Annotated in this window: 24 protein-coding genes; 15 read left to right on the forward strand and 9 right to left on the reverse strand. The window is 70.3% G+C overall.

Features of this window, described 5'->3' with window-relative positions:
- Window positions 1-123 precede the first annotated feature (123 nt).
- The 5 genes from ftsZ (at window position 124) to BM249_RS14725 (ending at window position 6,521) form a co-directional block, all read left to right on the forward strand.
- Complete coding sequence (ftsZ, locus tag BM249_RS14705; protein ID WP_091973138.1) at window positions 124-1,896, forward strand: cell division protein FtsZ; 1,773 nt, start codon at window positions 124-126, stop codon at window positions 1,894-1,896.
- A gap of 322 nt (window positions 1,897-2,218) precedes the next feature.
- Window positions 2,219-3,166, forward strand: a complete 948-nt coding sequence (gene lpxC, locus BM249_RS14710) for a UDP-3-O-acyl-N-acetylglucosamine deacetylase (protein WP_091973141.1) — start codon at window positions 2,219-2,221, stop codon at window positions 3,164-3,166.
- 242 nt (window positions 3,167-3,408) lie between these two features.
- Window positions 3,409-4,287 carry an outer membrane protein assembly factor BamD gene (locus BM249_RS14715; RefSeq protein WP_091973143.1) on the forward strand — a complete coding sequence of 293 codons (879 nt, stop codon included), beginning with the start codon at window positions 3,409-3,411 and terminating at the stop codon, window positions 4,285-4,287.
- 180 nt (window positions 4,288-4,467) lie between these two features.
- A complete protein-coding gene (gene recN, locus BM249_RS14720) occupies window positions 4,468-6,135 on the forward strand; it encodes a DNA repair protein RecN (RefSeq protein ID WP_091973146.1) in 1,668 nt (555 codons plus the stop codon).
- Between the two features lie 179 nt (window positions 6,136-6,314).
- Window positions 6,315-6,521, forward strand: coding sequence for a hypothetical protein (locus tag BM249_RS14725; RefSeq protein ID WP_091973279.1), 207 nt, complete (start codon window positions 6,315-6,317; stop codon window positions 6,519-6,521).
- Between the two features lie 119 nt (window positions 6,522-6,640).
- On the opposite strand, the gene BM249_RS14730 is transcribed toward BM249_RS14725, so the two are convergent.
- Window positions 6,641-6,913 (reverse strand): hypothetical protein, encoded by a 273-nt coding sequence (locus BM249_RS14730; RefSeq protein WP_244528766.1) that lies wholly within the window; start codon window positions 6,911-6,913, stop codon window positions 6,641-6,643.
- Between the two features lie 231 nt (window positions 6,914-7,144).
- On the opposite strand from BM249_RS14730, the gene pstS reads away from it, so the two are divergent.
- The 6 genes from pstS (at window position 7,145) to phoB (ending at window position 12,888) form a co-directional block, all read left to right on the forward strand.
- The gene (pstS, locus tag BM249_RS14735; RefSeq protein WP_091973149.1) at window positions 7,145-8,185 is read left to right on the forward strand and encodes a phosphate ABC transporter substrate-binding protein PstS; all 1,041 of its coding nucleotides are present in this window, start codon (window positions 7,145-7,147) and stop codon (window positions 8,183-8,185) included.
- Window positions 8,186-8,313: 128 nt separating this feature from the next.
- Window positions 8,314-9,288 carry a phosphate ABC transporter permease subunit PstC gene (gene pstC / locus BM249_RS14740; protein ID WP_091973151.1) on the forward strand — a complete coding sequence of 325 codons (975 nt, stop codon included), beginning with the start codon at window positions 8,314-8,316 and terminating at the stop codon, window positions 9,286-9,288.
- Window positions 9,289-9,304: 16 nt separating this feature from the next.
- Window positions 9,305-10,198 carry a phosphate ABC transporter permease PstA gene (gene pstA, locus BM249_RS14745; RefSeq protein WP_091973154.1) on the forward strand — a complete coding sequence of 298 codons (894 nt, stop codon included), beginning with the start codon at window positions 9,305-9,307 and terminating at the stop codon, window positions 10,196-10,198.
- Between the two features lie 52 nt (window positions 10,199-10,250).
- On the forward strand, window positions 10,251-11,069 hold the full coding sequence (pstB, locus tag BM249_RS14750; protein ID WP_091973157.1) for a phosphate ABC transporter ATP-binding protein PstB: 819 nt from the start codon (window positions 10,251-10,253) through the stop codon (window positions 11,067-11,069).
- A gap of 175 nt (window positions 11,070-11,244) precedes the next feature.
- On the forward strand, window positions 11,245-11,979 hold the full coding sequence (phoU, locus tag BM249_RS14755) for a phosphate signaling complex protein PhoU (protein WP_091973160.1): 735 nt from the start codon (window positions 11,245-11,247) through the stop codon (window positions 11,977-11,979).
- 207 nt (window positions 11,980-12,186) lie between these two features.
- On the forward strand, window positions 12,187-12,888 hold the full coding sequence (phoB, locus tag BM249_RS14760) for a phosphate regulon transcriptional regulator PhoB (protein ID WP_091973163.1): 702 nt from the start codon (window positions 12,187-12,189) through the stop codon (window positions 12,886-12,888).
- A 37-nt stretch (window positions 12,889-12,925) separates the two neighbouring features.
- Here the strand turns inward: phoB and BM249_RS14765 are convergent, their stop codons facing one another.
- Complete coding sequence (locus BM249_RS14765; RefSeq protein WP_091973284.1) at window positions 12,926-13,486, reverse strand: GcrA family cell cycle regulator; 561 nt, start codon at window positions 13,484-13,486, stop codon at window positions 12,926-12,928.
- A gap of 365 nt (window positions 13,487-13,851) precedes the next feature.
- Here BM249_RS14765 and BM249_RS14770 point away from each other — a divergent pair, with 365 nt between their 5' ends.
- Window positions 13,852-14,748, forward strand: coding sequence for a cell envelope integrity EipB family protein (locus BM249_RS14770; RefSeq protein WP_091973165.1), 897 nt, complete (start codon window positions 13,852-13,854; stop codon window positions 14,746-14,748).
- A 24-nt stretch (window positions 14,749-14,772) separates the two neighbouring features.
- Here the strand turns inward: BM249_RS14770 and BM249_RS14775 are convergent, their stop codons facing one another.
- The gene (locus BM249_RS14775; protein ID WP_091973168.1) at window positions 14,773-15,105 is read right to left on the reverse strand and encodes a DUF3572 domain-containing protein; all 333 of its coding nucleotides are present in this window, start codon (window positions 15,103-15,105) and stop codon (window positions 14,773-14,775) included.
- 77 nt (window positions 15,106-15,182) lie between these two features.
- On the opposite strand from BM249_RS14775, the gene BM249_RS14780 reads away from it, so the two are divergent.
- A complete protein-coding gene (locus BM249_RS14780) occupies window positions 15,183-15,563 on the forward strand; it encodes a response regulator (protein WP_091973171.1) in 381 nt (126 codons plus the stop codon).
- A gap of 54 nt (window positions 15,564-15,617) precedes the next feature.
- On the forward strand, window positions 15,618-16,991 hold the full coding sequence (locus BM249_RS14785; RefSeq protein ID WP_091973174.1) for a PleD family two-component system response regulator: 1,374 nt from the start codon (window positions 15,618-15,620) through the stop codon (window positions 16,989-16,991).
- Between the two features lie 4 nt (window positions 16,992-16,995).
- Here the strand turns inward: BM249_RS14785 and BM249_RS14790 are convergent, their stop codons facing one another.
- From BM249_RS14790 to BM249_RS14805, 4 genes are all read right to left on the reverse strand, one after another.
- Entirely contained in the window at window positions 16,996-18,186 is a 1,191-nt protein-coding gene (locus tag BM249_RS14790) for an O-antigen ligase family protein (RefSeq protein WP_091973287.1), read from the reverse strand.
- Between the two features lie 24 nt (window positions 18,187-18,210).
- Window positions 18,211-18,804, reverse strand: coding sequence for a DUF2059 domain-containing protein (locus BM249_RS14795; RefSeq protein ID WP_091973177.1), 594 nt, complete (start codon window positions 18,802-18,804; stop codon window positions 18,211-18,213).
- Between the two features lie 105 nt (window positions 18,805-18,909).
- Entirely contained in the window at window positions 18,910-19,620 is a 711-nt protein-coding gene (gene rpiA / locus BM249_RS14800; RefSeq protein WP_091973289.1) for a ribose-5-phosphate isomerase RpiA, read from the reverse strand.
- A 128-nt stretch (window positions 19,621-19,748) separates the two neighbouring features.
- Entirely contained in the window at window positions 19,749-20,225 is a 477-nt protein-coding gene (locus BM249_RS14805; RefSeq protein ID WP_244528767.1) for a hypothetical protein, read from the reverse strand.
- A 173-nt stretch (window positions 20,226-20,398) separates the two neighbouring features.
- Here BM249_RS14805 and BM249_RS14810 point away from each other — a divergent pair, with 173 nt between their 5' ends.
- Window positions 20,399-21,118: an HAD family hydrolase gene (locus tag BM249_RS14810; protein WP_091973180.1), complete on the forward strand. Its 720-nt coding sequence runs from the start codon at window positions 20,399-20,401 to the stop codon at window positions 21,116-21,118.
- Window positions 21,119-21,235: 117 nt separating this feature from the next.
- Here BM249_RS14810 and BM249_RS14815 read toward each other — a convergent pair whose 3' ends face one another.
- Both BM249_RS14815 and BM249_RS14820 read right to left on the reverse strand, forming a co-directional pair.
- Window positions 21,236-23,662: a PAS domain S-box protein gene (locus BM249_RS14815; RefSeq protein WP_425284834.1), complete on the reverse strand. Its 2,427-nt coding sequence runs from the start codon at window positions 23,660-23,662 to the stop codon at window positions 21,236-21,238.
- Between the two features lie 99 nt (window positions 23,663-23,761).
- Window positions 23,762-25,909, reverse strand: coding sequence for a TonB-dependent siderophore receptor (locus tag BM249_RS14820; protein ID WP_091973184.1), 2,148 nt, complete (start codon window positions 25,907-25,909; stop codon window positions 23,762-23,764).
- Window positions 25,910-26,025: the final 116 nt, after the last annotated feature.

Genomic DNA, 26,025 nt, shown 5'->3' on the forward strand with positions numbered 1-26,025 from the left:
GGAACGACCGCCGCCGCGCCCGAAACCCCACGAACCGGGGTGGGCGCGAACGGCCAGACGGAATCGGCGCTCCATCCCTTCGGGGCGTCAAACGAAACGTGAGAGGCAAGAGGCTCGACACCCATGGCCATCAGTCTGCAGGCACCCGACATCCGGGAACTGAAGCCCCGCATCACCGTCTTCGGCGTCGGTGGAGCCGGCGGCAACGCCGTCAACAACATGATCGAATCCGGCCTCCTCGGCTGCGAGTTCGTGGTGGCCAACACCGACGCCCAGGCCCTGACCTCCTCCAAGGCCGAGCGCGTCATCCAGATGGGCCTCGGCGTGACCCAGGGCCTCGGCGCCGGCTCGCACCCGGAGGTCGGCTCGGCCGCCGCCGACGAGGTCATCGACGAGATCCGTGACCAGCTCTCCGGCGCCCACATGTGCTTCATCACCGCCGGCATGGGCGGCGGCACCGGCACGGGGGCGGCCCCCGTCATCGCCCGCGCGGCGCGGGACATGGGCATCCTCACCGTGGGCGTCGTCACGAAGCCGTTCCAGTTCGAGGGCGTGCGCCGCATGCGCACGGCCGAGGCCGGCATCCAGGAGCTCCAGGCCGCCGTCGACACCCTCATCGTGATCCCGAACCAGAATCTGTTCCGGGTCGCCAACGAGAAGACCACCTTCGCCGACGCCTTCGCGATGGCCGATCAGGTGCTCTACTCGGGGGTCGCCTGCATCACCGACCTCATGGTGAAGGAGGGGCTCATCAACCTCGACTTCGCCGACGTGCGCGCCATCATGCGCGGCATGGGCAAGGCGATGATGGGCACGGGCGAAGCGTCCGGCGAGAACCGCGCCAACCGCGCGGCGGAAGCGGCCATCGCCAACCCGCTCCTCGACGACGTGTCGATGAAGGGCGCGCGCGGCCTCCTCATCTCCATCACGGGCGGCAACGACCTGACGCTCTACGAACTGGACGAAGCCGCCACCCGCATCCGCGAAGAGGTGGATTCGGATGCCAACATCATCCTGGGCGCCACCTTCGACGAGAGTCTCGACGGCATCATCCGTGTCTCCGTGGTCGCCACCGGCATCGAGCCGGCCCTGATCACGGCGCATTCGCAGAACAACCCCGAGATCGTGCAGACGGAGCAGCGCATCGCGGAAGTGGCCGAGCGGCTCCGGGCGGAAGCGAGGGCCCGGGCGGCGCAGCCCGCCCCGACGTTTCGCAGCCCCGCCCAAGAGCAGCCCCTGACCGCCGCTCCGGTCGCCCCGTCCGTCGCCCCCGTCGCCCAGGCGCCGGTCCAGGCCCCCCGCGCGGCGCTTCCGGAAGCCCCCGCCGCCATCGAGCCCATGCGGATGGAGCCGGCCCCCGTCATCCGTGACGAGGTCGTGCTGACGCAGACCCAGCCCCGCGCCGCCATGGCGTACGAGCCGGCCCCCCTGCCGCAGCCCGAGCCGGCCCCGGTGCCCGCCGCAGGCCCGTTCGTGCCGCCGCGTCCGGCCGTGGCCGTCGCCCGCGCCCCGCGCATGCCGCAGATTCAGGACCTGCCGATGCCCGGCCAGGCCCAGATCCGCGCCAGCCGCGGCGAGGAGGCGGCGGAGCCCGCCGCCGACACGAAGCGCATGACCCTCCTGCGCCGCCTCGCCACCGTCGGCTTCGGCGGACGCCGCGAGGAGGCCGAGGCCGCCCCGGCCCCCGTGCGGGCCCCCGTCGCCGCGCCGGCTCCGATGCCGCAGGCTCCGGTCCCGGCCGATTACGCCAAGCGGACGGCCCCGGCCGCCGCCCAGGGCTACCGCCCGGCACAGGGCCATCTCGACGCCCAGGGCCGCGTGGCGGCTCCGGCCTCCCGGATGATGGATGACGACCAGCTCGAAATCCCGGCCTTCCTGCGCCGGCAGGCCAACTGAAACGCGCCGGGCGGGGGTCATCCCCGCCCGGTCCGATGTATTTCTGCAACGCACCGGAGGTCTTGTGGCCTCGGGTGCGACAAGTTGTTAAGTCATTGATCGCACGTGGTTTTTTCTGTCTGTCCACCGGTGTTGCACTGTAACAGACCGTAAGAATCCGTGATTTGGTCCCGGTTTGGGGCGGGGCTATACGAAATTTGGAACGAAAAGCGCGGCGGTTTCGCCGTCGGCGCTCGCGGGGCTTCAAGCAGCGGACGGATCACCGGAACGACGTTCCTCCCTCGAAGGAGGTCTGCGTTCGATCACGGCCGAGGGCTATGGAATGCTAACGAACCAGCAGACGACCCTCAAGGCGCCGGCCACCCTCAGGGGGATCGGGGTGCATTCCGGGAACCCGGCGGAGATCACCCTCCACCCCGCGCCGGCGAACCACGGTATCGCTTTCCTCCGCACCGGAATGCCCAACGGCAACGACCGTCTGATCAAGGCCCATCACGCCTGCGTCTCCGCCACCGAACTCTGCACCGTCATCGGCGATGTCCAGACCGGCGCCGTGGCCACCATCGAGCACCTCATGTCGGCGCTCTACGGCCTCGGGATCGACAACGTCCTCGTCGAGATCGACGGACCCGAGATGCCGATCCTCGACGGCAGCGCCCGTCCCTTCGTGCAGGCCATCGACGGGGTCGGCCTCACCACCTGCGGCGCCCCCCGGCGCTGGATCAAGATCCTTCGCCCCGTGCGCATCGAGGCGGACCGCGCCTTCGCCGAGCTCCGCCCCATCGACCGGGGCTTTCGCCTCGACGTCGAGATCGATTTCGAGAACCCGGTGATCGGCCGCAGCCGCAAGGCCATGGACCTCACCCCCTCCGCCTACCGCCGCGAGATCGCGGGCGCCCGCACCTTCGGGATGATGCGCGACGTGGAGCGCTACTGGAAGGCGGGCTTTGCCCTCGGCGCCTCCCTCGAGAACACCGTGGCGGTGGGCGAGACCGCCGTCGTCAACCCCGAGGGCCTGCGCTACGCCGACGAGTTCGTCCGCCACAAGTTCCTCGATGCCGTCGGCGACCTGGCGCTCGCCGGCCTGCCGATCCAGGGGGCCTATCGCTCCTATTGCGGCGGCCACCGCATGAATGTCGGCGTCCTCACCGCCCTGTTCGCCGACCGGGCCAACTACACCATCGTCGAAGCCGCCACGCCCCGCCGCGAGACCACGCTGGCCGAGTTCGGCTCGAGCCTCGGCCTCGCCGCCTTCGCGAGCGATCTCTGATCCCGCCGATTGGTGCGCGGCGGCAACAGCTTCACACTTCGTAAACCTGCGCGGTGCGCGCTCGATGGGCCGCCGCTTTCACGCCCAAATCGCACGTCACGGTGAATCGTCCGTGAAACGGAGCGAGGTCCGCTGGGCAAGGCCGCCGGACCGTGGCATCACGCCGTCAGCCACGCGACCACACCTGTGATGGCTTGACGACGCGGTCCCGAGCGGGCCCGTCTGTTGGGGGAAGTACCGGAATGCGCCTGATTCATCCGAACCGCGGTGCGATGGCGGCCGTGCTTCTCGCGCTCTGCGGCGTGGGCCTCGGCGGCTGCGACGCCCTCGATTCGATCAATCCCTTCGCCGAGAAGTACAAGCCGGAAGTCGTGCCGGACGTTCCCGCCGACAAGCTCTACAGCGAGGGCTTGGCGCGGATGGAGGACAAGGACTACGAGGGCGCCGCCAAGAAGTTCGGCGAACTCGACAAGGCCTACAGCTATTCCGACTGGTCGCGCCGCGCCCTGCTCATGACGGCCTACTCGAATTACGAGGGGCAGAAGTACGACGACGCCATCTCGGCCTCGAAGCGCTACCTCCAGCGCCACCCGGCGAGCAAGGACGCGGCCTACGCCCAGTACCTGATGGCGATGTCGCACTACAAGCAGATCCCCGACGTGACCCGCGATCAGGACCGTTCCGAGAAGGCGCTCGCCGGCCTGCAGGAACTCGTCCAGAAGTATCCGACCTCCGAATACGCCGCCGACGCCAAGGCCAAGATCCAGATCACCCGCGACCAGCTCGCCGGCAAGGAAATGGAGGTCGGCCGCTTCTACCTCGAGCGCCGCAACTTCCCCGCCGCCATCAATCGGTTCCGCGATGTGGTGAGCAAGTACCAGACGACCCGCCACGCGGAAGAAGCCCTGGAGCGCCTCGTCGAGGCCTACATGGCGCTCGGCATCACCGCCGAGGCGCAGACCGCCGCCGCCGTGCTCGGCCACAACTTCCCCGACAGCCCCTGGTACAAGGACGCCTTCGCGCTCCTGCAGAACGGCGGCCTGGAGCCCCGCGAGGAGAAGACCTCCTGGCTGAGCAAGGTCTATCGCGGCGTCATCGGCCGCACGGCCGAGGCGCAGTGATCCGGCTGGCGCCGGTGCGTCCCCTCGGCGCCGGTCTCGGCGTTTCGTCCGGGTCGGAATCCCGCTAAGAGACGCCCCATGACGCCCCCGCGCGGTTCCCGCCGGGGGAGGGCGCCCACGGGCGTTTGATGAGGGGCCGACCGACGTGGCCATCGTTTCCAACAGGGCCGAACCCGCGGCATGCTGAGCCAGCTCGCGATCCGCGACATCGTCCTCATCGACAAGCTCGATCTCAACTTCCGCGAGGGTCTCAGCGTCCTGACGGGCGAGACGGGCGCGGGCAAGTCGATCCTGCTCGATGCCTTCGCGTTGGCGCTGGGCGGGCGCGGCGACGGGCGGCTCGTGCGCCACGGCGAGTCCCAGGGCGCCGTGACGGCGGTGTTCGACATCGGCCTCGACCATCCCGCGCGGGCGCTCGCCGCCCAGGCCGACCTCGACACCGAGGGCGACCTTATCCTGCGGCGCATCCAGATGGCGGACGGGCGCACCCGTGCCTTCGTCAACGACCAGCCCGTGGGCGTGCAGGTGCTGCGCGCCATTGGCGCCGCCCTCGTGGAGATCCACGGCCAGCACGACGACCGGGCGCTCGCCGATCCGGGCACCCACCGGGCGATCCTCGACGCCTTCGGCGGCCTCAACGGCCCCCTCGCGCAGGTCGGCGAGGCGGCCAAGCGCGTGCGCGCCGCCCGCACCAATCTCGCCGAGCACCGCGCCCGCGTCGAGGCCGCGCGCAAGGAGGTCGATTTCCTCCGCCACGCCGTCGACGAACTCGAAGCCCTCGATCCGAAGCCCGGCGAGGAAACGGCCTTGGCCGAGCGCCGCACCACCATGCAGCAGGGCGAGAAGGTCGCCCGTGAGCTCAACGAGGCCCTCGAGGCGTCGGGGGGCGCCGGCGTCGCCCATCTCTCCGCCGCCCTGCGCAAGCTCGAACGCCGGGCCGGGCAATTGCCCGCCCTCGTCGACCCCTGTGTCGCCGCCCTGCACGCCGCCCTGACGGCCCTCGACGAGGCCCACGCCGTCCTCGACGCGGCCCTGCGCGAGGCCGAATTCGATCCGCGCGAGTTGGAGCGGGTGGAGGAGCGGCTGTTCGCCCTGCGCGCCGCCGCACGCAAATACGACGTGGCCGTGGACGACCTCGCCGCCTTGCGCGAGCGCTATGCCTCCGATGTCGCCGCCATCGATGCCGGCGAGGAAGCCCTGGGCGGCCTCGAAAAGACCCTGGCCACCGCCGAAGCCGCCTACGCCAAGGCGGCGACGAAGCTGACGGAAGGACGGCGCAAGGCGGCCAAGGCCCTCGACGCGGCGGTGAAGGAGGAATTGCCCCCGCTCAAGCTCGAACGCGCCCGTTTCATCACGGAGATCGCCACGGACCCGGACGCGCGGGACGCCGCCGGTTACGACCGCGTCGAGTTCTGGGCCCAGACCAATCCGGGCACCCGGCCGGGGCCGATGATGAAGGTCGCGTCGGGCGGCGAGCTCTCGCGGTTCATGCTCGCCCTCAAGGTCGTGCTGGCCGACAAGGGCTCGGCCCCGACCCTGATCTTCGACGAGATCGATACCGGCGTCGGCGGTGCCGTGGCCGATGCCATCGGTGCCCGGCTCGGGCGCCTCTCCACCCGGGTGCAGGTGGTAGCCGTCACCCACGCCCCCCAGGTCGCGGCCCGGGCCGAGACGCATTTCCTCATCGCCAAGGACCCGGTGAAGGGCAGCGACCGTGTCGCCACCCGGGTCGCCTCCCTCACCGCCCCGGCGCGTCGCGAAGAAATCGCCCGGATGCTCGCGGGAGCCACGGTGACGGACGAGGCCCGCGCGGCCGCCGCCCGGCTGCTTCTCGCGGCGGACGCCTGATCCGGCCTGCGTCGGCGCGAAGCCCGAGACCGCTGGGCTTGGGAATTGAGACGGTCTTCGTCTCGGTCCCGCGCGGCGTTAAGGGTTTGTTTACCACGATCGAAGAGTCTTGGACCCTAACGGGCACGCCCAGATTCGGCGTCGGCGTTGACCATCGCTCGAGACGAGGGACTGAGACGTTGGACCAGAGAGTCACGGAGATCGAAAGGCTCGGGGCACACGACGACGCTCACCCGACCCTGACGGATGACACCCGCTACCGCCTCGGGACCGCCCTGCGGTCCATCTACGAGGAAACCTGCGACACCCAGCCGATCCCCGACAGCCAGGTCGATCTGCTCCTGCGCCTGCGCCACAAGGAGCGCGACCGCCGCCGGATGGATTGAGGCGAGGGGCCGCTTCGACCCCGCGGGAATCGGCCGACGCGATCGGCCGAGAACCGTATCGTCCCTCCGGCGGGTATCGGATTTCGGCCCGCTAAGCCCCTGAGGAAGACCCCTTTTTTCTACCAGCGCCGCGCGCCCGGCTGACGGCGGTATTCCGCCGCCCGGATCCGGGTGAGCACTCGATCGAGGTCGCCCAAGGCCACGCGTTCCTCCTCTGCCGCCCGCGCGACATCGGCCGCATCCGTGCCGAATCGCTGGCGCTGTTGGGTGAGGAGGAGCCTGCGCTCCAGGGCCTCGCGCTCGGCATGCAGATCGACGAGGGCATCCGCTTCCCCCGCGTCCGCCGGCATCGTTCCGTTGATCGCCTCGTTCGCCACGTTGCCCCCGACCATCCCGTGTCGCTCCGACCCGGCCGGGCCCACGTCCTCCCCAACGCGCGAGGTCGCAAGACCGTGCCCTCCCGGGGGAGGGCGCCGGCGCTGTCATGGATGTGTCATGAGACAGTCATAGAGCCGCTACCATAGGACGGCTAACGCGTCGGGGCGGATCGAAGACGCGCGGGTCGCGCGGGCTCAGGTCCCCGGATGCTGCGTCGATCCTGCCCGACAGACACGGAGAGCCACGTGAAACCCTTCGCCTATGCGCTTGCCCTCGGGCTCGCGACCGCCCAGCTCGCCAGCGCCGCCCTCGCCGCCGACATCACGGGCGCCGGCGCGACCTTCCCGTTCCCGGTCTATTCCAAGTGGGCGGAAGCCTATCGCAAGGAAAGCGGCCTCGGCCTCAACTACCAGTCCATCGGCTCCGGCGGCGGCGTGAAGCAGATCCTGGCCAAGACCGTGGATTTCGGCGCCACCGACGCGCCGCTGAAGGGACCCGCCCTTGAGAAGGACGGCCTCGTGCAGTTCCCCACCGTCATGGGCGGTGTCGTCACCGTGGTGAACATTGCGGGCGTCGAGCCGGGCAAGCTGAAGCTCACCGGCGAGATCGTCGCCGACATCTATGCCGGCAAGATCGCCAAGTGGTCGGATGCCCGCATCGCCAAGCTCAACGAGGGCGTGAAGCTCCCCGACGCCAACATCACCCCGGTCTACCGTTCGGACGCCTCGGGCACGACCAACATCTTCACCACCTACCTCTCCCAGGTCTCCGAGAGCTGGAAGAAGGAATTCGGCGCCGCCACCACGGTGAGCTGGCCGGCCGGCCAGGGCGGCAAGGGCAACGAGGGCGTCACCGCCACCGTCAAGCAGGTGCCCAACGCCATCGGCTACGTCGAGTCGGCCTATGCCAAGCAGAACAAGCTGAGCCACACCCTGCTCCAGAACAAGGCCGGCAAGTTCCCGCAGCCCGACGACAAGGCGTTCCAGGCCGCCGCCGCCAGCGCCGACTGGAAGTCCGCCCCCGGCTTCGGCATCTCGCTGACCAACCAGGCCGGCGAGGACGCCTGGCCGATCACCGCCGCGACCTTCATCCTCGTCTACAAGGAGCCCGCCGATCCGGCCAAGACCGCCGACGTGCTGAAGTTCTTCGACTGGGCCTACAAGAACGGCGACAAGCTCGCCACCGAACTCGATTACGTGCCCCTGCCCGACAAGGTCGTCGATCTGATCCACACGGAGTGGAAAGAGATCAAGGGCAAGGACGGCAAGGTCGTCTTCGGCAAGTAAGCCATCGGCGGCAATCTCCATCGACGGGCCCGGCGTTCGCGTCGGGCCCGTCTCTTGGAAAATGACGGCCGGTCGGCTCGCGTTTCGCGACGCAGGGTTGTAGAGGCCGCGGGGTGAAGAGATTTCGGATGGGCGCCTTGACTGAACAGATTTCCCTGACGCGCACGGCCTCGCCGGCCCGTCGCAAGCCCGGGGGGCTCGGCGACGGGTTGTTCCGCGCCGCCTCCTACGCCTCGGCGCTCCTCGTCCTCCTGGTTCTCTTCGGCATCCTCGCCTCCATCGCGTATGGCGGCTGGCCGGCCTTCGCCGAGTTCGGCCCCGGCTTCATCACCTCCAGCGCCTGGAACATCGGCCAGGAGCAGTACGGCGCCCTCGTGGCCATCGTCGGCACCCTGGCCTCGGCGGTGCTGGCCCTCCTCATCGGCGTGCCCCTGTCGCTGGGCATCGCCATCTACCTCACGCAGCTCTGCCCCGGCTGGGCGCGCAAGCCCGTGTCGATGACCATCGAGCTCCTCGCCTCGGTGCCGAGCATCATCTACGGCATGTGGGGTCTGTTCATCTTCGCGCCGCTCTTCGCCCGCTTCGTCCAGATGCCGGTGTCGAACCTGGTGGAGGGGATGCCCGTCGTCGGCACCCTGTTCTATGCCCGCGTGCCCTCGGGCGTCGGCATCCTCACGGCCGGCATCATCCTGGCCATCATGATCGTGCCGTTCGTGGCCTCGATCACCCGCGACATGCTCGACCAGATCCCCACGGTGCTGCGCGAGAGCGCCTACGGCATCGGCTGCACCACCTGGGAGGTGGTGCGCCACGTCCTCGTGCCCCAGGCCTCCGTGTCGATCATCGGCGCGATCATGCTCGGCCTCGGCCGGGCGCTCGGCGAGACCATGGCGGTGACCTTCGTCATCGGCAACGCCAACCGTCTCTCGGCCTCGGTGTTCGATCCCGGCTCCACCATCGCGTCGCGCATCGCCAACGAGTTCAACGAGGCCGACGGCCTGCAGCTGAACTCCCTCATGGCCCTCGGCTGCATCCTCTTCGTCATCACCTTCGTCGTTCTCATCATCGCCCGCCTGCTCGTCCGGCGCGTGAAGGTCGCCTGAGGGAGCCTTGAAAGCCATGGACGCGACCAACACCCTCATCCCCGCCGCGCCGCCCCTGCGGGCGAGCCGGGTCCGCCCGAGCCGCCGGGTCGCCGACAAGCTGCTCGTCGGCGCCAGCACGGCCGCCACCCTCGTCGGCATCGTCGTGCTCGGCTCGATCCTGGCCATGCTCATCATCGAGGGCGTGAAGGGCTTTTCGCCCCTGCTCTTCACGGAGCCGACGCCGGGCCCCGGATCGGACGGCGGCGGCATCGCCAACGCGATCCTCGGCAGCCTCGTGATGACGGTGCTGGGCATCCTCGTCGCCACGCCCATCGGCGTCATGGCGGGAACCTACCTCGCCGAGTACGGCCGCCACTCGAAGCTCGCCGACCTCATCCGCTTCCTCAACGACATCCTGCTCTCGGCGCCCTCGATCCTCATCGGCCTGTTCGTCTACACCCTGATGGTTCGACCCATGGGCAGCTATTCCGGCTGGGCCGGCGCGGTCGCGCTCGCCATCATCGCCACGCCGGTGATCGTGCGGACCACCGAGGACATGCTGCGCCTCGTGCCCGCCACCCTGCGCGAGGCCGGCGCGGCCCTCGGCGCTCCGCCCTCGAAGGTCATCACCGCCATCACGTGGCGCGGGGCGTCCGCCGGCATCGTCACCGGCATCATCCTGGCGCTGGCCCGCATCGCCGGCGAGACCGCGCCGCTCCTGTTCACGGCGCTCAACAACAACAGCTGGTTCTCGTCCAACCTCATGGGCGGCGTGCCGAACCTGCCGGTGATGATCTACCAGTTCGCCCTCTCGCCCTACGCCAACTGGCAGCAGCTCGCCTGGGCCGGGGCGCTTCTCATCACCGTCACGATCCTCGCCCTGTCGATCGTCGCCCGCTTCGTCATCAAGCCCCAACGGGCGCGCTGATCCCCCGCCACGCCCCACGGCCTCCCCTGTTCGACCGAAGGACTCGCCACCGATGAACGCCGCCAACGGGATCACCTCCGCGCAGCTCACCGGACGCCACAAGGCGGACGAGAATGCCCCCGTCCGCATCGCCGTGAAGGACCTCAACTTCTATTACGGCAGCTTCCACGGCCTGAAGAACGTGAACCTCGACTTCCACGACCGGCAGGTGACGGCCCTCATCGGCCCCTCGGGCTGCGGGAAATCGACCCTGCTGCGCACCTTCAACCGGATCTACAGCCTGTATCCGGACCAGCGCGCCGAGGGGCAGATCCTCCTCGACGGTCAGAACGTCCTCGATGCCAAGGTCGATCTCAACGAACTGCGCTCGCGCATCGGCATGGTGTTCCAGAAGCCGACCCCGTTCCCCATGTCGATCTACGACAACGTCGCCTTCGGCCTGCGCCTCTACGAGAAGCTGCCGAAAGCCGACCTCGACGTGCGGGTGGAGGAGTCGCTCCGCAAGTCCGCCCTGTGGGACGAGGTGAAGGACAAGCTCAAGCAATCCGGCATGGGCCTCTCGGGCGGTCAGCAGCAGCGCCTGTGCATCGCCCGCACCGTGGCCCAGCGCCCGGAAGTGATCCTGTTCGACGAGCCGACCTCGGCCCTCGATCCGATCTCGACGGGCCGCATCGAGGAGCTCATCGAGCAGCTGCGCTCGGAGTTCACCATCGTCATCGTGACCCACAACATGCAGCAGGCCGCGCGCATCTCGCAATTCACCGCGTTCATGTATCTCGGCGAGCTCGTGGAGTTCGGTCCGACCACGCGGATCTTCATGAACCCCGAGAAGCGCCAGACCCAGGACTACATCACCGGCCGCTTCGGCTGATCCTTTCGGAGGAGGGGGCGCGTCGCCCCCTCGATTTCGCCCTCGTGCCTCCCACGAAACGCCCGCTGTGCCGTCGGCATCGGAACGAGAACCGTCCGGGACCGTGGCGTTTCACGAGGCACCCTCACCGCCCTGTGGCAGGTTTCCCGGACGAGACCTGACCGAGGAGTGCGACATGCCCGACCACATCGTCAGTTCCTACGACACCGACCTCGAAGACCTGCGCCGCTCCATCTCGGAGATGGGCGGGATCGCCGAGAAGATGATGACCGACGCGAGCAACGCCCTCGTGCGGCGCGACGTGCCCCTCGCCCAGGCGGTCATCGCCGCCGACCGGCGCCTCGACACCCTGCAGCGCGAGATCGAGGAGCGGGCGATCCTGCTCATCGCCCGGCGCCAGCCCATGGCCATCGACCTGCGCGAGACGGTCTCGGCCATCCGGGTCTCGAACGACCTCGAGCGCATCGGCGATCTCGCCAAGAACGTCGCCAAGCGCGTCGTCGCCATCGCCGAGCAGATCCAGCCGCAGAAGATCGTCATCGGCGTCCAGCACATGAGCGACCTCGTGCAGGAGCAGCTGAAGGACGTCCTCGACGCCTATGGCAGCCGCGACACCAAGGCGGCTTTGGACGTGTGGGAGCGCGACGACGCCATCGACGCCCTCTACAACTCCCTGTTCCGCGAACTCCTGACCTACATGATGGAGGACCCGCGCAACATTTCGTTCTGCACGCACTTGCTCTTCTGCGCCAAGAACATCGAGCGCATCGGCGACCACACCACCAACATCGCGGAGACGATCGACTACCTCGTCACCGGCGTCAACAGCCTCGCCGAGAGCGACCGCCCGAAGAACGACGCCTCGAACTACGCCACCGTCGACCTGCCGCTCCCCGGCGCCAGCGCCTGAGCGGAGCGATCGACATGGCCGCCGCGTCATCGATCCTCCGGGATCGGCGGGGCATGACGGGCTCCCTCTCCCGACGGGAGGGGGGACCCGAGGCCGAACGGATCGGCCGGAGACGGACGCATCGGTCGGAGGCGGGAAACCGGCTCCGATCCTGCCAAACCAGCGCGACGGGGCCTGGCCGCGTCGCCGCATGAGCGGACGGTTGTGATGAGTACGCGGATCCTCATCGTCGAGGACGAGGAGGCCCTGACCCTCCTGTTGCGCTACAACCTCGAAGCCGAGGGCTTCGTGGTCGATTCCGCCGCGCGCGGCGACGAGGCGGACCTGCGGATGCAGGAGCAGACCCCCGACCTCGTGCTCCTCGACTGGATGCTGCCGGGCCTGTCGGGGATCGAGCTCTGCCGCCGCATCCGGGCGCGCCGCGAGACCGAGCGCCTGCCGGTCATCATGCTCACGGCCCGGGGCGAGGAGGGCGACCGCATCCGCGGCCTCGGCACCGGCGCCGACGACTACATCGTCAAGCCGTTCTCCGTGCCCGAACTCCTCGCCCGCGTGCGCGCCCTCCTGCGCCGGGCCAAGCCCGCCCACGTGGCGAACCTCCTGGTGGCCGGCGACATCGAGCTCGACCGCCTCAGCCACCGCATCCGCCGCGAGGGTCGCGAGATCCACCTCGGGCCGACGGAGTTCAAGCTCCTCGAATTCCTGATGCAGAGCCCCGGCCGGGTGTTCTCGCGCGAGCAATTGCTCGACGGGGTCTGGGGGCACGACGTCTACATCGACGAGCGCACGGTCGACGTCCATGTCGGGCGCCTGCGCAAGGCCCTCAACCGGGCGCGCCAGAGCGACCCGATCCGCACGGTGCGGGGCTCGGGCTACTCGTTCGACGAGATGTTCGCGGGCACCGAATAGGCTCGATCCGGCCGGGCGGAAGCCCGGCCCGCCGGCCTCAGCGGAAGCCGCCGACGCGGCGGTCGCGCTTGCGCTCGGCCGCCGGCTGATAGGCGATCTGGGCGTGGCAGGGGCAATAGGGCAGGCCGGTGATGGCCCGCTCGCCGCAATAATGGAAATCCGGTTTGGTCGGGTCGCCGAGGGGCCAGCGGCACATGGATTCGCGCAGATCCATGATCGTCACCCGGCGCGAGGTGGTCAGGGCCAGGGGCTCCGGCTCGGCCGCCGAGACCGGCGCCTCGGGGGCCGGGGGCTGGGCCGGTTGCAGTTGCACGACCGTACCGGTTTCCCGGATCGCCGTCGCGGCGGGGCTCGTCTCGGTCACCGCCGCCGGGGCCTCGACGGCGCGGGCGGCCTTGCGCACCTCGTCGCCCGCCGGGGCCTCCACGCCCTTGGCGCCGCGTCCGGACAGGCCGAGGCGATGGATCTTGCCGATGACGGCGTTGCGGCTCACCCCGCCGAGCTGCGTGGCGATCCGGCTCGCGCTCAAGCCCTCCTGCCACAGGCGACGCAGGAGATCGACGCGCTCGTCCGACCAGCTCGGAACCGTTTCCGTCATCGCCCCCTCCGCCATCGTCCACAGATCACCCCCGATTCGCGGGCACGAACAACCGGCGACGGAAGACCGTGGCCGGGGCGTTCGGGTCCGGATGGGTGACGTTCGCCTCGGGCTCTCTTCGGCGATGGGCGAACCGTACAGGAGCGTCCGAGTCGGAGGCAAGAGCGGCCTCGGACCCGGAGGGATGCGCCGTCGAATTTCCACCACGGATCCGCCCATCGTCGGATTTTCGCGGAGCGGCGGCGTTCGGTTGCCCGCGCGCCGGGGCACGGCGGGGCGCCGCGACGTTGCCGCTGGCCGGGGCGCGGCCTATCTGGTGGCAAGCCCGCGCGGCGCCGGTCCGCGCCGCCCCCGTTGGAGACTCCATGCGTCTGTCCCGCGCCACGGCTTGCCTGATCGTCGGTCTCACCGGACTCTCGGCCACCGGGGCGGTTGCCGCCGAGCCCGTGCGCCTCGCCAGCCACCGGGCGATCTACGACCTTTCCCTGGCCCAGAGCGGCGGCACCCGGGCGGTGGAGAGCGCGCGCGGGCGCATCGTCATCGAATTCTCGGGCGATGCCTGCAAGGGCTACAGCATGCAGACCCGGCAGGTGACGGTGCTGGAGAGCGGCGAGACCGGCAGCCGCACGTCCGATCTGCGCAACACCACCTTCGAGGGCGCCGACGGGCGCAGCTACCGCTTCAAGGTCGGCACCCTCCTCAACGGGGCGCCCGGCCAGTCCGTGGACGGCACCGCCGAGGTCACGGCCGAGGCCCTGAAGGTGCGCCTGAAGGAACCCAAGCGCGAGGTGTTCGAGGCGAAGGGCGAGGTGCTGTTCCCCACGGCCCACATGCGCCGCCTCATCGAGGCCGCGCGGGGAGGCACCACCACCCTCTCGGTCAAGGTCTACGACGGCACCGACGACGGTCGGAAGGTCTACGACACCCTGGCGGTGATCGGGCACGCGGCGCCGGCCAAGGCGGACGCTTCCAAGGCGGACGCTTCCAAGGCGGACCCTTCCAAGGCAGACGTGTCCCAGGCCGAGGGCGACCGCGACAAGCCCCTGCGCGAGGGGGACATGGCGGGAATGACCCACTGGCCGGTGACCTTGAGCTACTTCACCGCCGGTTCCGGCGAGCGGACGCCGATCTACGTCCTCACCTTCGACCTCTACGAGAACGGGGTGAGCGGCAACCTGCGCCTCGATTACGGCGAGTTCGCCGTGGCGGGCAACCTCACCCGCCTCGACAAGTTGCCGGCCGCGACGGACTGCAAGTCCTGAGGTCTCGGCCGCGCGGAACGCGCCTCAGAAATCCTCGCTGCCCGGGGTGGGCTCCGCAAACCCGTCGTCGAACTCCGTGGGCGAGAGCCGGCGCCAGGCCGCCGCGATCCGCTCGGGCGGCACCGCTAGGGCTTCCGACGCCGCCATGAGGGTGGATTCGTCGCCCATGACGTGATCGAGGAGGCCGGCGAGGAAGCCGGGCTCCGCGGCGCTGGCCCGCAACGTGTCGGGGGTCACGCCGGTGGCGTTGAGGAAGGGATAGAGGCGTTCGTCGTCCGTCGCCATCCAGGCGAGGATCGCGAGGGCGAGGCGTTCGGCCGAATCGCGACCGTCGTCGGGTTTGCGTTTCGTCAACATGTATCCGCTATTCCTCCTCTGGCCGGCCATGCTTTCCAGAGACGAATGCGCCGCTCGAACGCCGGGAACAATGGGCCATGACAAAGACCGTGCTCATCGTCGAGGACAACGAGCTCAACATGAAGCTCTTCAACGACCTGTTGGAGGGGCATGGCTACGCGACGCTCAAGACCGCCAACGGGATCGAGGCCATCGAACTCGCCCGCGCCCACCGCCCCGACCTCATCCTCATGGACATCCAGCTCCCCGAGGTGTCCGGCCTCGAAGTGACGAAGTGGCTCAAGGAGGACGACGAGCTGAAGGCGATTCCCGTCATCGCCATCACGGCCTTCGCCATGAAGGGCGACGAGGAACGCATCCGCGAGGGCGGCTGCGAAGCCTACCTGTCGAAGCCGATCTCCGTGGCCCGTTTCCTCGCCACCGTCCGCCAGTACCTCGGCGACGGCCGAGCCTCCTGAGCCCGTCCGTCCGCCCGCGTGGGCGGTGCCTTCGACCCCCAAGCGCGAGGACCGATGTCGGCCCGAATCCTCATCGTCGACGACCTCTTTCCCAACGTGAAGCTCCTCGAGACCAAGCTCACGATGGAGTATTTCGACGTTCTGGCCGCCATGAACGGGCCGGACGCCCTGGCGATCTGCGCCAAGGGCCTGTGCGACCTCGTGCTCCTCGACGTGATGATGCCCGGCATGGACGGGTTCGAGGTCTGCCGCCGGCTCAAGAACGACCCCAACACCGCCCACCTGCCCGTGGTGATGGTGACGGCCCTCGACCAGCCGTCCGACCGCCTGCGCGGCCTCGATGCCGGGGCCGACGATTTCCTCACCAAACCCATCGACGATATCGCCCTGTTCGCCCGGGTGCGCAGCCTGGTGCGCCTGAAGGCCGTGACGGACGAACTCCGCTGCCGCGCCCTCGCGTCGCGGGATTTCGGCATGGGCGATCCCCTGGCGCTGGCCACCGCCGAGACGGGGCTCAACGCCTCGCTCCTCGTGGTGGAGGACCGCGCGAGCGCGGCCGACCGCCTGTCCTCGGCCCTGGGCCAGCACTACGCCGTCACCGTCGAGGCCGATCCGCACAAGGCCCTGGTGCTGGCCACGGACGGGGCTTTCGACCTCGCCCTGGTGAGCCTCGATCTTCAGGACTTCGATGGCCTGCGCCTGTGTAGCCAGCTGCGCTCCCTCGACCGGACGCGGGCCATGCCGGTGGTGATGATCGCCGAGCCGCACGACAAGGCACGGGTGGTGCGCGGCCTCGATTTCGGGGTGCACGATTACCTCATGCGGCCCGTGGACCGGAACGAACTCGTGGCCCGTGTGCGCACGCAAGTGCGGCGTCGCCGGTTCTCCGACACCCTGCGGGGCGCCGTGCAAGCCTCCATGGAACTCGCGATCATGGACGGGCTCACGGGCCTGCACAACCGGCGTTACCTCGACAGCCACCTGGGTGCCCTGTTCGAGGAAGCCGTCCAGCGCGGGCGCCCCGTGGCGGCCCTCATGCTCGACATCGACCGGTTCAAGGCCATCAACGACACCTGGGGCCACGAGGCCGGCGACGAGGTGCTGCGCGCCTTCGCCGACCGCATCCGCACCCATACGCGCGGCATCGACATCGTCTCCCGCTACGGCGGCGAGGAGGTGGTGATCATCCTGCCCGATGCCGAGGCGACGGAAGCCCACGCCATCGCCGAGCGTATCCGCGAGCGGGTCGAAGCCCTGCCGTTCGCGATCCAGCGCGACACCCTCAAGATCGCCGTCACGGTTTCCATCGGCGTGTCGTGGCGTCGACCCGAGGATACGAGCCCCGGCGACATGCTCAAGCGCGCCGACCGCGCCCTGTACCGGGCGAAGCATGCCGGCCGCAACCGTGTCGAGGCGGCGGCGGCCTGACGGTTCAGGCCGCGTCGCTCCAGCCCTCGCGCAGCCAGGTCACGGCGGCGCCGAGGCCCGCCACCCACCAGCCCTGCCAGGCGCCGTGCTCGACGAACGCGACGGCGATCGCGGCCCCGACGAGGCCCAGGGCCGTCACGGCCTGGAACCGGGGCAGGGCCGCGAGGGTGCGGAGCAGGAGGAACAGCAGCGCCGCCAGCAGGCCGGCGCCGACGATCCCGAGTTCGGCCCAGACCTGAAGGAAGCTGTTGTGCGGGTGGCCCACGGCCAGCATCCCGCGCCAGTCCGGCGCGATGGTGTCGGTCACGGGCGTGTGGGCGAAGCGCCCGGCGGTGCCGTAGCCGGCGCCCCGCCACGGATCGGCCGCCACCGCCGCGCCGAAGCTGCGGGCGATGGCGACCCGCGCCCGCGAACTGCTCTGGACCAGCCGCTCATGCGCCGCCTCCGGCATCAGCCGGTGCAGCAGATCGCCCTCCACGGGGGCGAGGATCACCGCGAGGGCCAGGGCCGACCCGGCGAGGCCGAGGCCGGCGCGCCGAGGCAGGAGCCAGGCGGCGAGGGCCAGGGCCGTCCCGGCGAGGAACCCGAGGGTCGCGGCGCCGCTCACCGAACACAGGATCGCGGCGACGCCGAGAATGCTGGTGAGACCGGCGGCGAGGCGGTGGCCGCGCCGCACCAGCAGGGCGACCAGGGGGCCGACGACGAGCAGGATCGTCAGGACCGGGCGGTTGAAGATGAAATACGCGACCCGCGCCCCGATGGCCTTCTGGACGGGGAGATCCGCCGCGAGGTCGGCCACGATGTAGAGCCCGGCGAGCCCCAGCATCCAGGCGGCGGCGAGGGCGGTTCCGGGCGGCATCCGCCCCGGCGCCAGCCGGGCCACGAGGTAGGCGGCGAACAGGGTGGGGCCGAACTCGCCGGCCGTTCGCAGGCTCAGGGCCGGGAACGGACTCCACGCCAGGGACAGGCCGCACCAGCCGAGGAACGCGAGGGCGACGAGGCCCGTCGCCGTGCGCAGCGGAGCCACGAGGGTGGCGAGGGCCGCGCCCCGGTCCTCGACCAGGGCGGCGGCGAGGAACAGCACCGCGCTGAGGGCCATCACGGCCGGGCTCGAGCGGTTGGCCGCCGCCATCGCCAGGGGGAGGGCGGCCAGGGTCAGGGCGCCGGCGCCGCGCAGGCGTTCCGGGGCGTTCATGGCGGCCGGGTCGGTCGGCCACACTTACTGCATCTGGTGGCCGCGCTTGGCCATTTCGGCCCGGACCCGGACCATGACGTATTCCGACACTTCCTGCGTCCAGCCCTGCATGGCCTGGACGATGCCGTCGAGCACCTGCGGCTGGGTCTCGACGTAGCGCTTGCCGGCGGGCGAGCGGAAGAAGGCGGCGATGTCGGCGAGCTCGGCTTCCGTGAGGCGCGCGGCGTAGATGCGCGCCGCCGTGGTGATCATCGCCTGCTTCTGCAATTCCATCTCGGGCTGAAGGCCGTTCAGGACCTCGTCGAGATCCTTGGTGAGTTCCGGCCGGGTCACGGCGTTCTGGCGGATCTGCTCGCTGAAGGCCGGAATGATGGAATCGAACGAGCGGGCGATCCCCGAGCCCAGCATCACCTCCCGCGCCAGGGCGAGGTGCGACGGGGTGATGGACGGGGCCGTGTTCGCGGCGGGGGTCGGGGCCGGTGTCGCGGCCTGGGGCGCGGCCTTGGGCGGTGCGGCCTTCTGCGCCAGGGCCGGCGACACCGATGCGGCGGGGGCGGCCAGCAGCGTCAACGCCACGGCGGCGCGCAGGGCGCGCGGGCGGATCGGAAGGCGGAACATGGGGAGCACTCCGGAAACTTCTTTCGATGCGGATCATACGAACGCCGGTCGATCCCTTCGGGATGGCGGCGTTCGGCTTCGCTCAGGCGCCGCGCGGGCCTCGTCTCAGACGGCGCCGAGGCAGGTGACGTGCGCCGCCCCGTCCCGCGCCTCGGCCAGGATCGCCCCGGTGGCGAGGCCGAGGAACAGGCCGTGCTCGACCACGCCCGGCACCGCCCACAGGCCGGCCGAGAGGGCCTCGGGGTCGGGAATCCGCCCGAGATGCGCATCGAGGATATGGTGGCCGCCATCGGTACGTAGGGGCTCGCTGCCCGCATTCCGGCGCAGGACGACCCGGCCCGTGCAGCCGGCGGCGGCGACGGCGGCCTCGACGGCGCGGTGGGTGGCGCCGAGGCCGAACGGGTTGACTTCGATGGGCAGCGGGAAGGCGCCGAGGGTCTCGACGTACTTCGCCGCATCTGCGATCACCACCATGCGGCGGCTCGCGAAGGCGACGATCTTTTCGCGCAGAAGCGCGGCGCCGCCGCCCTTGATGAGGCGCATGGCCCCGTCGATCTCGTCGGCGCCGTCGACGGTGAGGTCGAGCTCCGGCAGCTCTTCCAGGGTGGCGAGGCGGATGCCGGCGGCCTCGGCGGCCACCCGCGTCGCCTCCGAGGTCGGCACGCCCACGACGTCGAGGCCGTCCCGGACCCGGGCGCCGAGCAGGGCGATGAAGACGTTGGCGGTGCTGCCGGTGCCGATTCCGAGGCGCATCCCGTCGGTGACGAGGGCGACGGCGCGCTCGGCGGCAGCGCGGCGCAGATCGGGCCCGCTCACGCCGCGCACCGGGCGGCGGACAGACGGATCGAAGCGGCAGGAGGCATGGCGGGGCTCGGATGGCGGTGGTGGGTTGGCCCTAGCACGGCTGGCACCGCCGTCCAACGCGCGGCGATGCCGGTCTCGAATCAGGGGCGCGGCGCGGCGCCTTGCGGCGGCGTCACGCTCGGGCTCGCCCGGCCGGGGGCGGGGCTCACCACCTCCTCGGGGCCGGCGGGGTTGGCCTGGGCGGTGCAGACCACGGCTTCCTTCTGGAGCTGGACGTAGCAGATGCTCATCTCGCCCGTGCGGTAATTCACCCGGAACACCCCCGCCTCGCGGGTGTGGCGGGAGGCGACGAGGCCGTATTCGGACGGCGCCTGGGCGCTCGCGCCCTCGCCGGCGCCGTAGCAGACGGTGACGCCGACGCTGCCGACGGCGCCCTCGCGCAGGCCGTACTGGCACGAGGTGACCTCGCCCGTGACCTTGTCGACCCGGTACACTCGGTTGAGGTCGATCTGCGGCGCGGGCACGAATTCGTAGGAACTCGCCGAGGCCAGGCCCGTGCTGAGGGCGAGGACGACGCCCGCGCCGAGGAGGTGTGAGGTCCGCTGTGTCAGACGCATGGTCGCCCTGGGGTCCCGTTCTCGAAAGGTCGTGCGCGCCCCTAGCGCCGCCTTGCGGCACAACCGTGACCCGCCGCCATGCGGCTTGCCCGGGGGGCGAGGCCTCGCTAGCGCTGGGGCACCGTTTCGCGCCCCGCCCGGTCCGGGCGCTCCCCCGTCGGAAAAGCCCGCCCATGTCTTCAGTTGAAACCTCGCCGGCCCGTTCCCCGTCCGGCCTGCCGCCCATCGCGGTGTTCGACCTCGACGGCACCCTCGCCGAGACGGCGGGCGACCTCGTCGGCACCCTCAACGCCATTCTGGCGCAGGAGGGCTTGAAGACCCTCGACCTCGCCCAGGCCCGCGACATGATCGGCGCCGGGGCCAAGGCGCTGATCCGGCGCGGTTTCGAGGCGGCGGGCGAACCCCTCGACGATTCCCGCCTGGAGACCCTGTTCGTCGCCTTCCTGGATCATTACGGCCGCCACCTCTGCGACCATTCCCACCTGTTCGCGGGGGTGACGGAAGCCCTGGACGCCCTGGCGCGGCGCGGCTTCGCCCTCGCCGTCTGCACCAACAAGGTCGAGGCCCATGCCCTGGCGCTCCTCGAACGGCTCGGCGTCGCGGGGCGGTTTTCCGCCATCTGTGGCCGGGACACCTTCGCGCATTACAAGCCCGACCCGCGCCACATCACCCTCACCATCGAACGGGCCGGCGGTGACCCCGCCCGCGCCGTGATGGTGGGCGATTCGCGGGCCGACATCGACGCCGCCAAGGCCGCCGGCATTCCGGTGATCGCCGTGCCGTTCGGCTACACCGACCTGCCGGTGGAGGCCCTGGGACCCGACCGGGTGATCGCGCATTTCGACGATCTGGCGGCGGCGGTGGACGCCCTGGTGCCGGCGGCGCGGGGCTGACGGCACCGCGCCGGCTTCATCCGCACGCCGCGCGACGCATTCGGGACGCCGCGCGACGCATTCAGGACGCCGCGCGGGCTGGTCGCTCCAGCGGCCGCCCATCGAGGGAACGCCGCATCACCCCCGCGCGCCTGCCCGGATCACGGCGCGGCGCAGGGCGCGGGAGAGGTCTTCCACCGAATAGGGCTTTCTCAGGAACGGGAAGCCGTGGGTGCCCTGCTCGGCGAGCACGTGGCTGTAGCCCGAGGCCAGGACCACCGGCAGGGCGGCATGGCGGTGGCGGATCTCCCGGGCGAGGTCGATGCCGTTCATCCCCGGCATCACCACGTCGGAGAACACCACGTCGAAGCGCGGCGGTTGCTCCAGGCGGGTCAGGGCGTCTTCGGCGTTGAGGACCCAGGCGGTGTCGTAGCCGAGTTCGCGCAGGGCCTGCGTCGCGAAGGCGCCGACCTCCTCGTTGTCCTCCACCACGAGGACGCGGGTGCCGTGGCCGTCGGCGAGGGGCTCGGGCTCCGCCTCCGACTCCGCCGCCACGGCGCGCCCGACCTCGCGGGGCAGGTACAGGGTGAAGGTGGTGCCCTGTCCGGGCGCGCTCTCCACCAGCACCTCGCCGCCCGATTGCTTGGCGAAGCCGAACACCTGGGAGAGGCCGAGGCCCGTGCCCTGACCGACCCCCTTGGTGGTGAAGAACGGCTCGAAGATCCGGTCGAGATCCTCCTCGGGGATGCCCGTGCCGGTGTCGCGCACGGACACGGCGACGAAATCCCCCGACACAAGCGGATGGGCCCGCACGGACGGGATGGCGGCGGTGCTGCGCACCCCGATATCGAGACAGCCCTCGCCCTCCATGGCGTCGCGGGCGTTGATCGCCATGTTCACCAGGGCGGTGTCGAACTGGCTCGGATCGGCATTGACGAGGTAGGGCACGTCCCGTCCGCTCCGGTCCCGGCTCGGCGCCACCTCCGTGGTGACCCGGATGCGCGCCCCCGTGAGGGTGCCGACCATGTCGGCCACGGCGGCGACACTCTGGCCGACATCGAACACCGCCGGGGTCAGGGCCTGGCGCCGGGCGAAGGCGAGGAGCTGGCCCGTGAGCTTGGCCGCCCGCGTCACCGTATCGGAGATGGCGCCGATGTAGCGCTGGCGGCGCTCCTCGGGCAGGTCCGGACGCTTGAGCAGGTCGGTGGAGGAGCGGATCACCGTGAGGAGATTGTTGAAGTCGTGCGCGACGCCGCCCGTGAGCTGGCCCACGGCTTCGAGCTTCTGCGACTGGCGCAGCTGCTCCTCCAGGGTCCGCCGCTCGGTGACGTCGCGGCCCGCCGCGTAGAAGTGGTCGCCCTGCGGAATCGCGTTCCAGGAGATCCACCGCTCGCCGCCGCCCGCCATCCGCATCCGCACGTCGAGATTGTCGAGGACCCCACCGGTCCGCAGGCGCGCGAAGGCTTCCTCCGTCCCCGCCACGTCGTCGGGATGGATGCGCGCGCGGAACGACGCCCCGACGAGGCTGGCTTCCGGCCAGCCGAGCATCTCGGTCCAGGCCGGGTTCACGGCCCGGCAGAGGCCGTCGAAGCCGCAGACCACGAGGAGGTCGCGGCTCGCCCGCCACACGAGGTCGCGCTCCGTGGTGCGCTCGCGGGCGGTGTCGCGCAGGATGCCTTCGGCCCGGCGCCGGTCGGTGACGTCGTTGAACAGCAGGGCCACCCGGTGCTGGGCCGGTTCGCCGATCCGCAGGGCCTGCACCTCGAACCAGCGCTCCGGCGCCACGGTGCCGCTCTCGAAGCGCACGGCCCGGCCCGACAGGGCGACGGATCCGTAGGTGTCGAGCCAGCTCCGATCGAGGTCGGGCCGGACTTCGCTCATCCAGCGGCCGACGACGTCGCGCAGGCCCGTCTGCTGCGTGAAGGCCGGGTTGGCCTCGATGAACCGGTAATCGACGGCGTGGCTGCCCGCGTCGAACCGCATCTCGATGACGCAGAAGCCGGCGTCCAGGGCGTTGAACAGGGTCCGGTAGCGCGCCTCGCTCTCGGCGAGCATGCCCTCCTCGGTCCGGAACCGGGTGACGTCGAGCTGGCTGGCGAAGTAGTAACGCAGGTGGCCCCGGGCCGTGAAAACCGGGCTGACGTAGAGTTCGTTGCGGAAGGTCGATCCGTCGCGGCGATAGTTCAGGAGTTCGACGACCACGTCGCGCCGCGCCGCGATGGCGTCCCGCACGCGGGCGACGTCGGCGGGGTCCGTGTCCGGCCCCTGGAGGAAGCGGCAGTTGTGGCCGATGAGTTCCTCGGCCGAATAGCCGCAGAGTTCCTGGAATGCCCGGTTGGCGAATACGATGGGGTTGTCGGGCAGGTTCGGGTCGGTGACGATCTGCGGCATGCGGGTCTTCTCCGCCGCCGTGAACAGGAGGTCGCACGCGATGTCGGGTCCGTTGCCGCCCGGCGCGCAGGCCGACGCGGCGCCCTCCGCCCGCAACCGCACGATCTCGGCCACAAGATCCCGGTTTTCCCGCCGCAACCGCTCGATCTCGGTGTCCATCCCGCTCGCTTTCATGGGGCGGCGACCATCCCGCCCCTGCGCAAACGATCCGCAACGCCGTTGGGTCCCGCGCGGCGCACGGAAGGGCGGTCCGATCGCCCCGGCGGGGGCGCCTCACATCCGCGCGGTGATCGTCGCCAGCACCGTGAATGGCGCCCCCGGCTGGTTGTTGAATGTGTTGAACGGCTGCTCGATGTAGCGGGCATCCGTCAGGTTGCGCAGGTTCAGGGCGAAGCGGTAGCGCTCGTAATCGTAGAACACAGCCGCATCGAGGCGGGTATAGGCCCCGACCTTGTAGCTGTTGTTGAGGTCGCCGAACCGGGCGCCGACATAGGTCGCGCCGAAGCCGACCCCGAGGCCGCGCCATTCGCCGTCCGGGATCTGATAGGTCGACCACACGCTTCCGCTGAACGCGGGCACGCCGACGAGGCGGTTGCCCACCGCGAAGGTGGTGTCCCTGGTGATCCTGGCATCGAGGTAGCCCAAGCCGCCGATGATCTTCCAGCCCGGCAGGATCTCGCCGGCGAGATCGACCTCGATGCCCTCGGAGCGCTGTTCGCCGGTGATCACCGAGAAGCCGGTGTTGACCGGGTCGTTGGCCGAGACGTTCTGGCGGGTGATGCTGAAGGCTGCGGCACTCAGGGTCAGGCGGTCGGGCACGAGGTCGTAGCGGGCGCCGACCTCGTATTGCACGCCGGTCTCGGGCGGCGGGTTGTTGACGCCCAGCACGTTGTCGGTCTGCGGTTTGAACGAGTTGGTGTAGCTCGCATAGAACGTCAGCGGCTCGATGGGCCGGTAGACGAGGCCGACGCGCGGCGAGAAACCGAAGAGCTCCTGCTCGGGGGGAACGGTGCGCGAGGTCGGCGTCCGGTTGAAATAGAACTGCGTGCCGAAATCCATCCGCGTGCCGAGGAGGATTTGCAGCCCGGCCCCGAGGTCGATCTGATCCTGAAGGTAGACGCCGTAGAGATCGTTCCGCTGCCGGATGTCGCTCTGGAGCGTGAAGGCGCCGAAATTGATGCGCGGCACCGGATTGAGGAAGCTCGTGGTCGTGGTCGCGACCGTCTGGAGCGAATACGGGTTCCGGTAGCCGTTGGTGTATTCGAACCCGGCCAGGAAGGTGTTGCGAAGCCCGAACGTGTCGAACTTCGCCACGATTTCGGATTGCGTGTCGAGGGACGCGAAGTTCGATTCCACGGACGAGCCCCGGCGCGTCACCAGGGTGCCGGCCGGGTTCACCGCCGTGGCGCGGGCGGCGAACACGTCGAACCCGCCCGACTGGACGTTGACGATCTGGCGCAGGGTCACGTCGGGGGTGAGGTCGTGCTCGATCCGCAGGGTCGCGAAGTTCGAGGCCCCCGAATACCGGGAGTTCGTGGTGCCGTAGAAGCGGGCGATGTCGTCCAGCGGCACCCGGCCCCGGCGGGCGATGAGGCCCTCGTCGTACTGCGAATCCTGCCGGGTGATCTCGGCCAGGAACTCGACGCGGGTGTCGGCGGTGGGCGTCCAGGTGAAGGCGGGGGCGACGAAGAAGCGGGAATTGCTGCGACCGTCGCCGTAATTGCGGAACGTCGGGTCGTCCTGGGCGGCGAAGCTGACGCGGCCGGCAAAGCCCTCCGTGCCGGGCAGCGCCCCCGAGACCGAGCCCTGGAGCCGAGCGAAGCCGAAGCTGCCGCCCTGCACCGTCAGGTCGCCGGAGGGCGTCAGGGTCGGGCGGCGGGTGACGATGTTGACGAGGCCGCCGGGATCGCCCCGGCCGTAGAGCACGGAGGCCGGGCCTTTGAGCACCTCGATGCGCTCGACATCGGCGAGGTCGCGCTGGGTCGAGAGGAAGTTGTTGGCCTGGTTCAGGAGCACGCCGTCGATGGCGTAGGCCTGGGTGCGGAAACCCCGGATCACGAAGGTGTCCGAGCGCCCCTGGAGGGTGCCGCCGGGCTGGACGTTGCTGACGTTCTGCAGGGCATCGGAGAGGCGGACGTCCTGGCGGTCCTCCAGCACCTCGCGGGGCACCACCTGGACGGATTGCGGCGTGTCCCGCAGCGCCGTGTCGGTGCGGGTCGCCGTGGCGGAGCGTCCCGCCCGGTAGCCGATGACGGGGCTGGTGGCGCTCTCGCCCACCCCGATCCCCGAACCGGCGACCGACAGTTCCGACAGGGCGACCTCCTGCGGCACCCCGGCGGGCTGGGCGGCGGCGGCGAGGGGCGCCAATCCGCCGAGCACGGCCGCCAGACGCAATGCGCCGTTTCCATCCACCCTCGCCATCGCGACCACTCCCGAGCCCGAGCGGGCGCATCGGCGCACCGTCAACGGTGCCGTTGAGCGCGCATCACGGGAGTGTGACAAGGTGGCGCCCGACGGAAAAGCGTGGCTTTTCGTCG

It is taken from the genome of Methylobacterium gossipiicola (assembly GCF_900113485.1).
Lineage (GTDB): Bacteria > Pseudomonadota > Alphaproteobacteria > Rhizobiales > Beijerinckiaceae > Methylobacterium > Methylobacterium gossipiicola.

What these genes read in the sequence shown, in the direction of transcription:
- ftsZ (WP_091973138.1), top strand. Translation starts at nt 124, where the DNA reads ATGGCCATCAGTCTGCAGGCACCCGACATCCGGGAACTGAAGCCCCGC.
- lpxC (WP_091973141.1), top strand. Translation starts at nt 2,219, where the DNA reads ATGCTAACGAACCAGCAGACGACCCTCAAGGCGCCGGCCACCCTCAGG.
- BM249_RS14715 (WP_091973143.1), top strand. Translation starts at nt 3,409, where the DNA reads ATGCGCCTGATTCATCCGAACCGCGGTGCGATGGCGGCCGTGCTTCTC.
- recN (WP_091973146.1), top strand. Translation starts at nt 4,468, where the DNA reads ATGCTGAGCCAGCTCGCGATCCGCGACATCGTCCTCATCGACAAGCTC.
- BM249_RS14730 (WP_244528766.1), bottom strand. Translation starts at nt 6,913, where the DNA reads ATGGTCGGGGGCAACGTGGCGAACGAGGCGATCAACGGAACGATGCCG.
- pstC (WP_091973151.1), top strand. Translation starts at nt 8,314, where the DNA reads ATGGGCGCCTTGACTGAACAGATTTCCCTGACGCGCACGGCCTCGCCG.
- pstA (WP_091973154.1), top strand. Translation starts at nt 9,305, where the DNA reads ATGGACGCGACCAACACCCTCATCCCCGCCGCGCCGCCCCTGCGGGCG.
- pstB (WP_091973157.1), top strand. Translation starts at nt 10,251, where the DNA reads ATGAACGCCGCCAACGGGATCACCTCCGCGCAGCTCACCGGACGCCAC.
- phoU (WP_091973160.1), top strand. Translation starts at nt 11,245, where the DNA reads ATGCCCGACCACATCGTCAGTTCCTACGACACCGACCTCGAAGACCTG.
- phoB (WP_091973163.1), top strand. Translation starts at nt 12,187, where the DNA reads ATGAGTACGCGGATCCTCATCGTCGAGGACGAGGAGGCCCTGACCCTC.
- BM249_RS14765 (WP_091973284.1), bottom strand. Translation starts at nt 13,486, where the DNA reads ATGACGGAAACGGTTCCGAGCTGGTCGGACGAGCGCGTCGATCTCCTG.
- BM249_RS14770 (WP_091973165.1), top strand. Translation starts at nt 13,852, where the DNA reads ATGCGTCTGTCCCGCGCCACGGCTTGCCTGATCGTCGGTCTCACCGGA.
- BM249_RS14775 (WP_091973168.1), bottom strand. Translation starts at nt 15,105, where the DNA reads ATGTTGACGAAACGCAAACCCGACGACGGTCGCGATTCGGCCGAACGC.
- BM249_RS14780 (WP_091973171.1), top strand. Translation starts at nt 15,183, where the DNA reads ATGACAAAGACCGTGCTCATCGTCGAGGACAACGAGCTCAACATGAAG.
- BM249_RS14785 (WP_091973174.1), top strand. Translation starts at nt 15,618, where the DNA reads ATGTCGGCCCGAATCCTCATCGTCGACGACCTCTTTCCCAACGTGAAG.
- BM249_RS14790 (WP_091973287.1), bottom strand. Translation starts at nt 18,186, where the DNA reads ATGAACGCCCCGGAACGCCTGCGCGGCGCCGGCGCCCTGACCCTGGCC.
- BM249_RS14795 (WP_091973177.1), bottom strand. Translation starts at nt 18,804, where the DNA reads ATGTTCCGCCTTCCGATCCGCCCGCGCGCCCTGCGCGCCGCCGTGGCG.
- BM249_RS14805 (WP_244528767.1), bottom strand. Translation starts at nt 20,225, where the DNA reads ATGCGTCTGACACAGCGGACCTCACACCTCCTCGGCGCGGGCGTCGTC.
- BM249_RS14810 (WP_091973180.1), top strand. Translation starts at nt 20,399, where the DNA reads ATGTCTTCAGTTGAAACCTCGCCGGCCCGTTCCCCGTCCGGCCTGCCG.
- BM249_RS14815 (WP_425284834.1), bottom strand. Translation starts at nt 23,662, where the DNA reads ATGAAAGCGAGCGGGATGGACACCGAGATCGAGCGGTTGCGGCGGGAA.
- BM249_RS14820 (WP_091973184.1), bottom strand. Translation starts at nt 25,909, where the DNA reads ATGGCGAGGGTGGATGGAAACGGCGCATTGCGTCTGGCGGCCGTGCTC.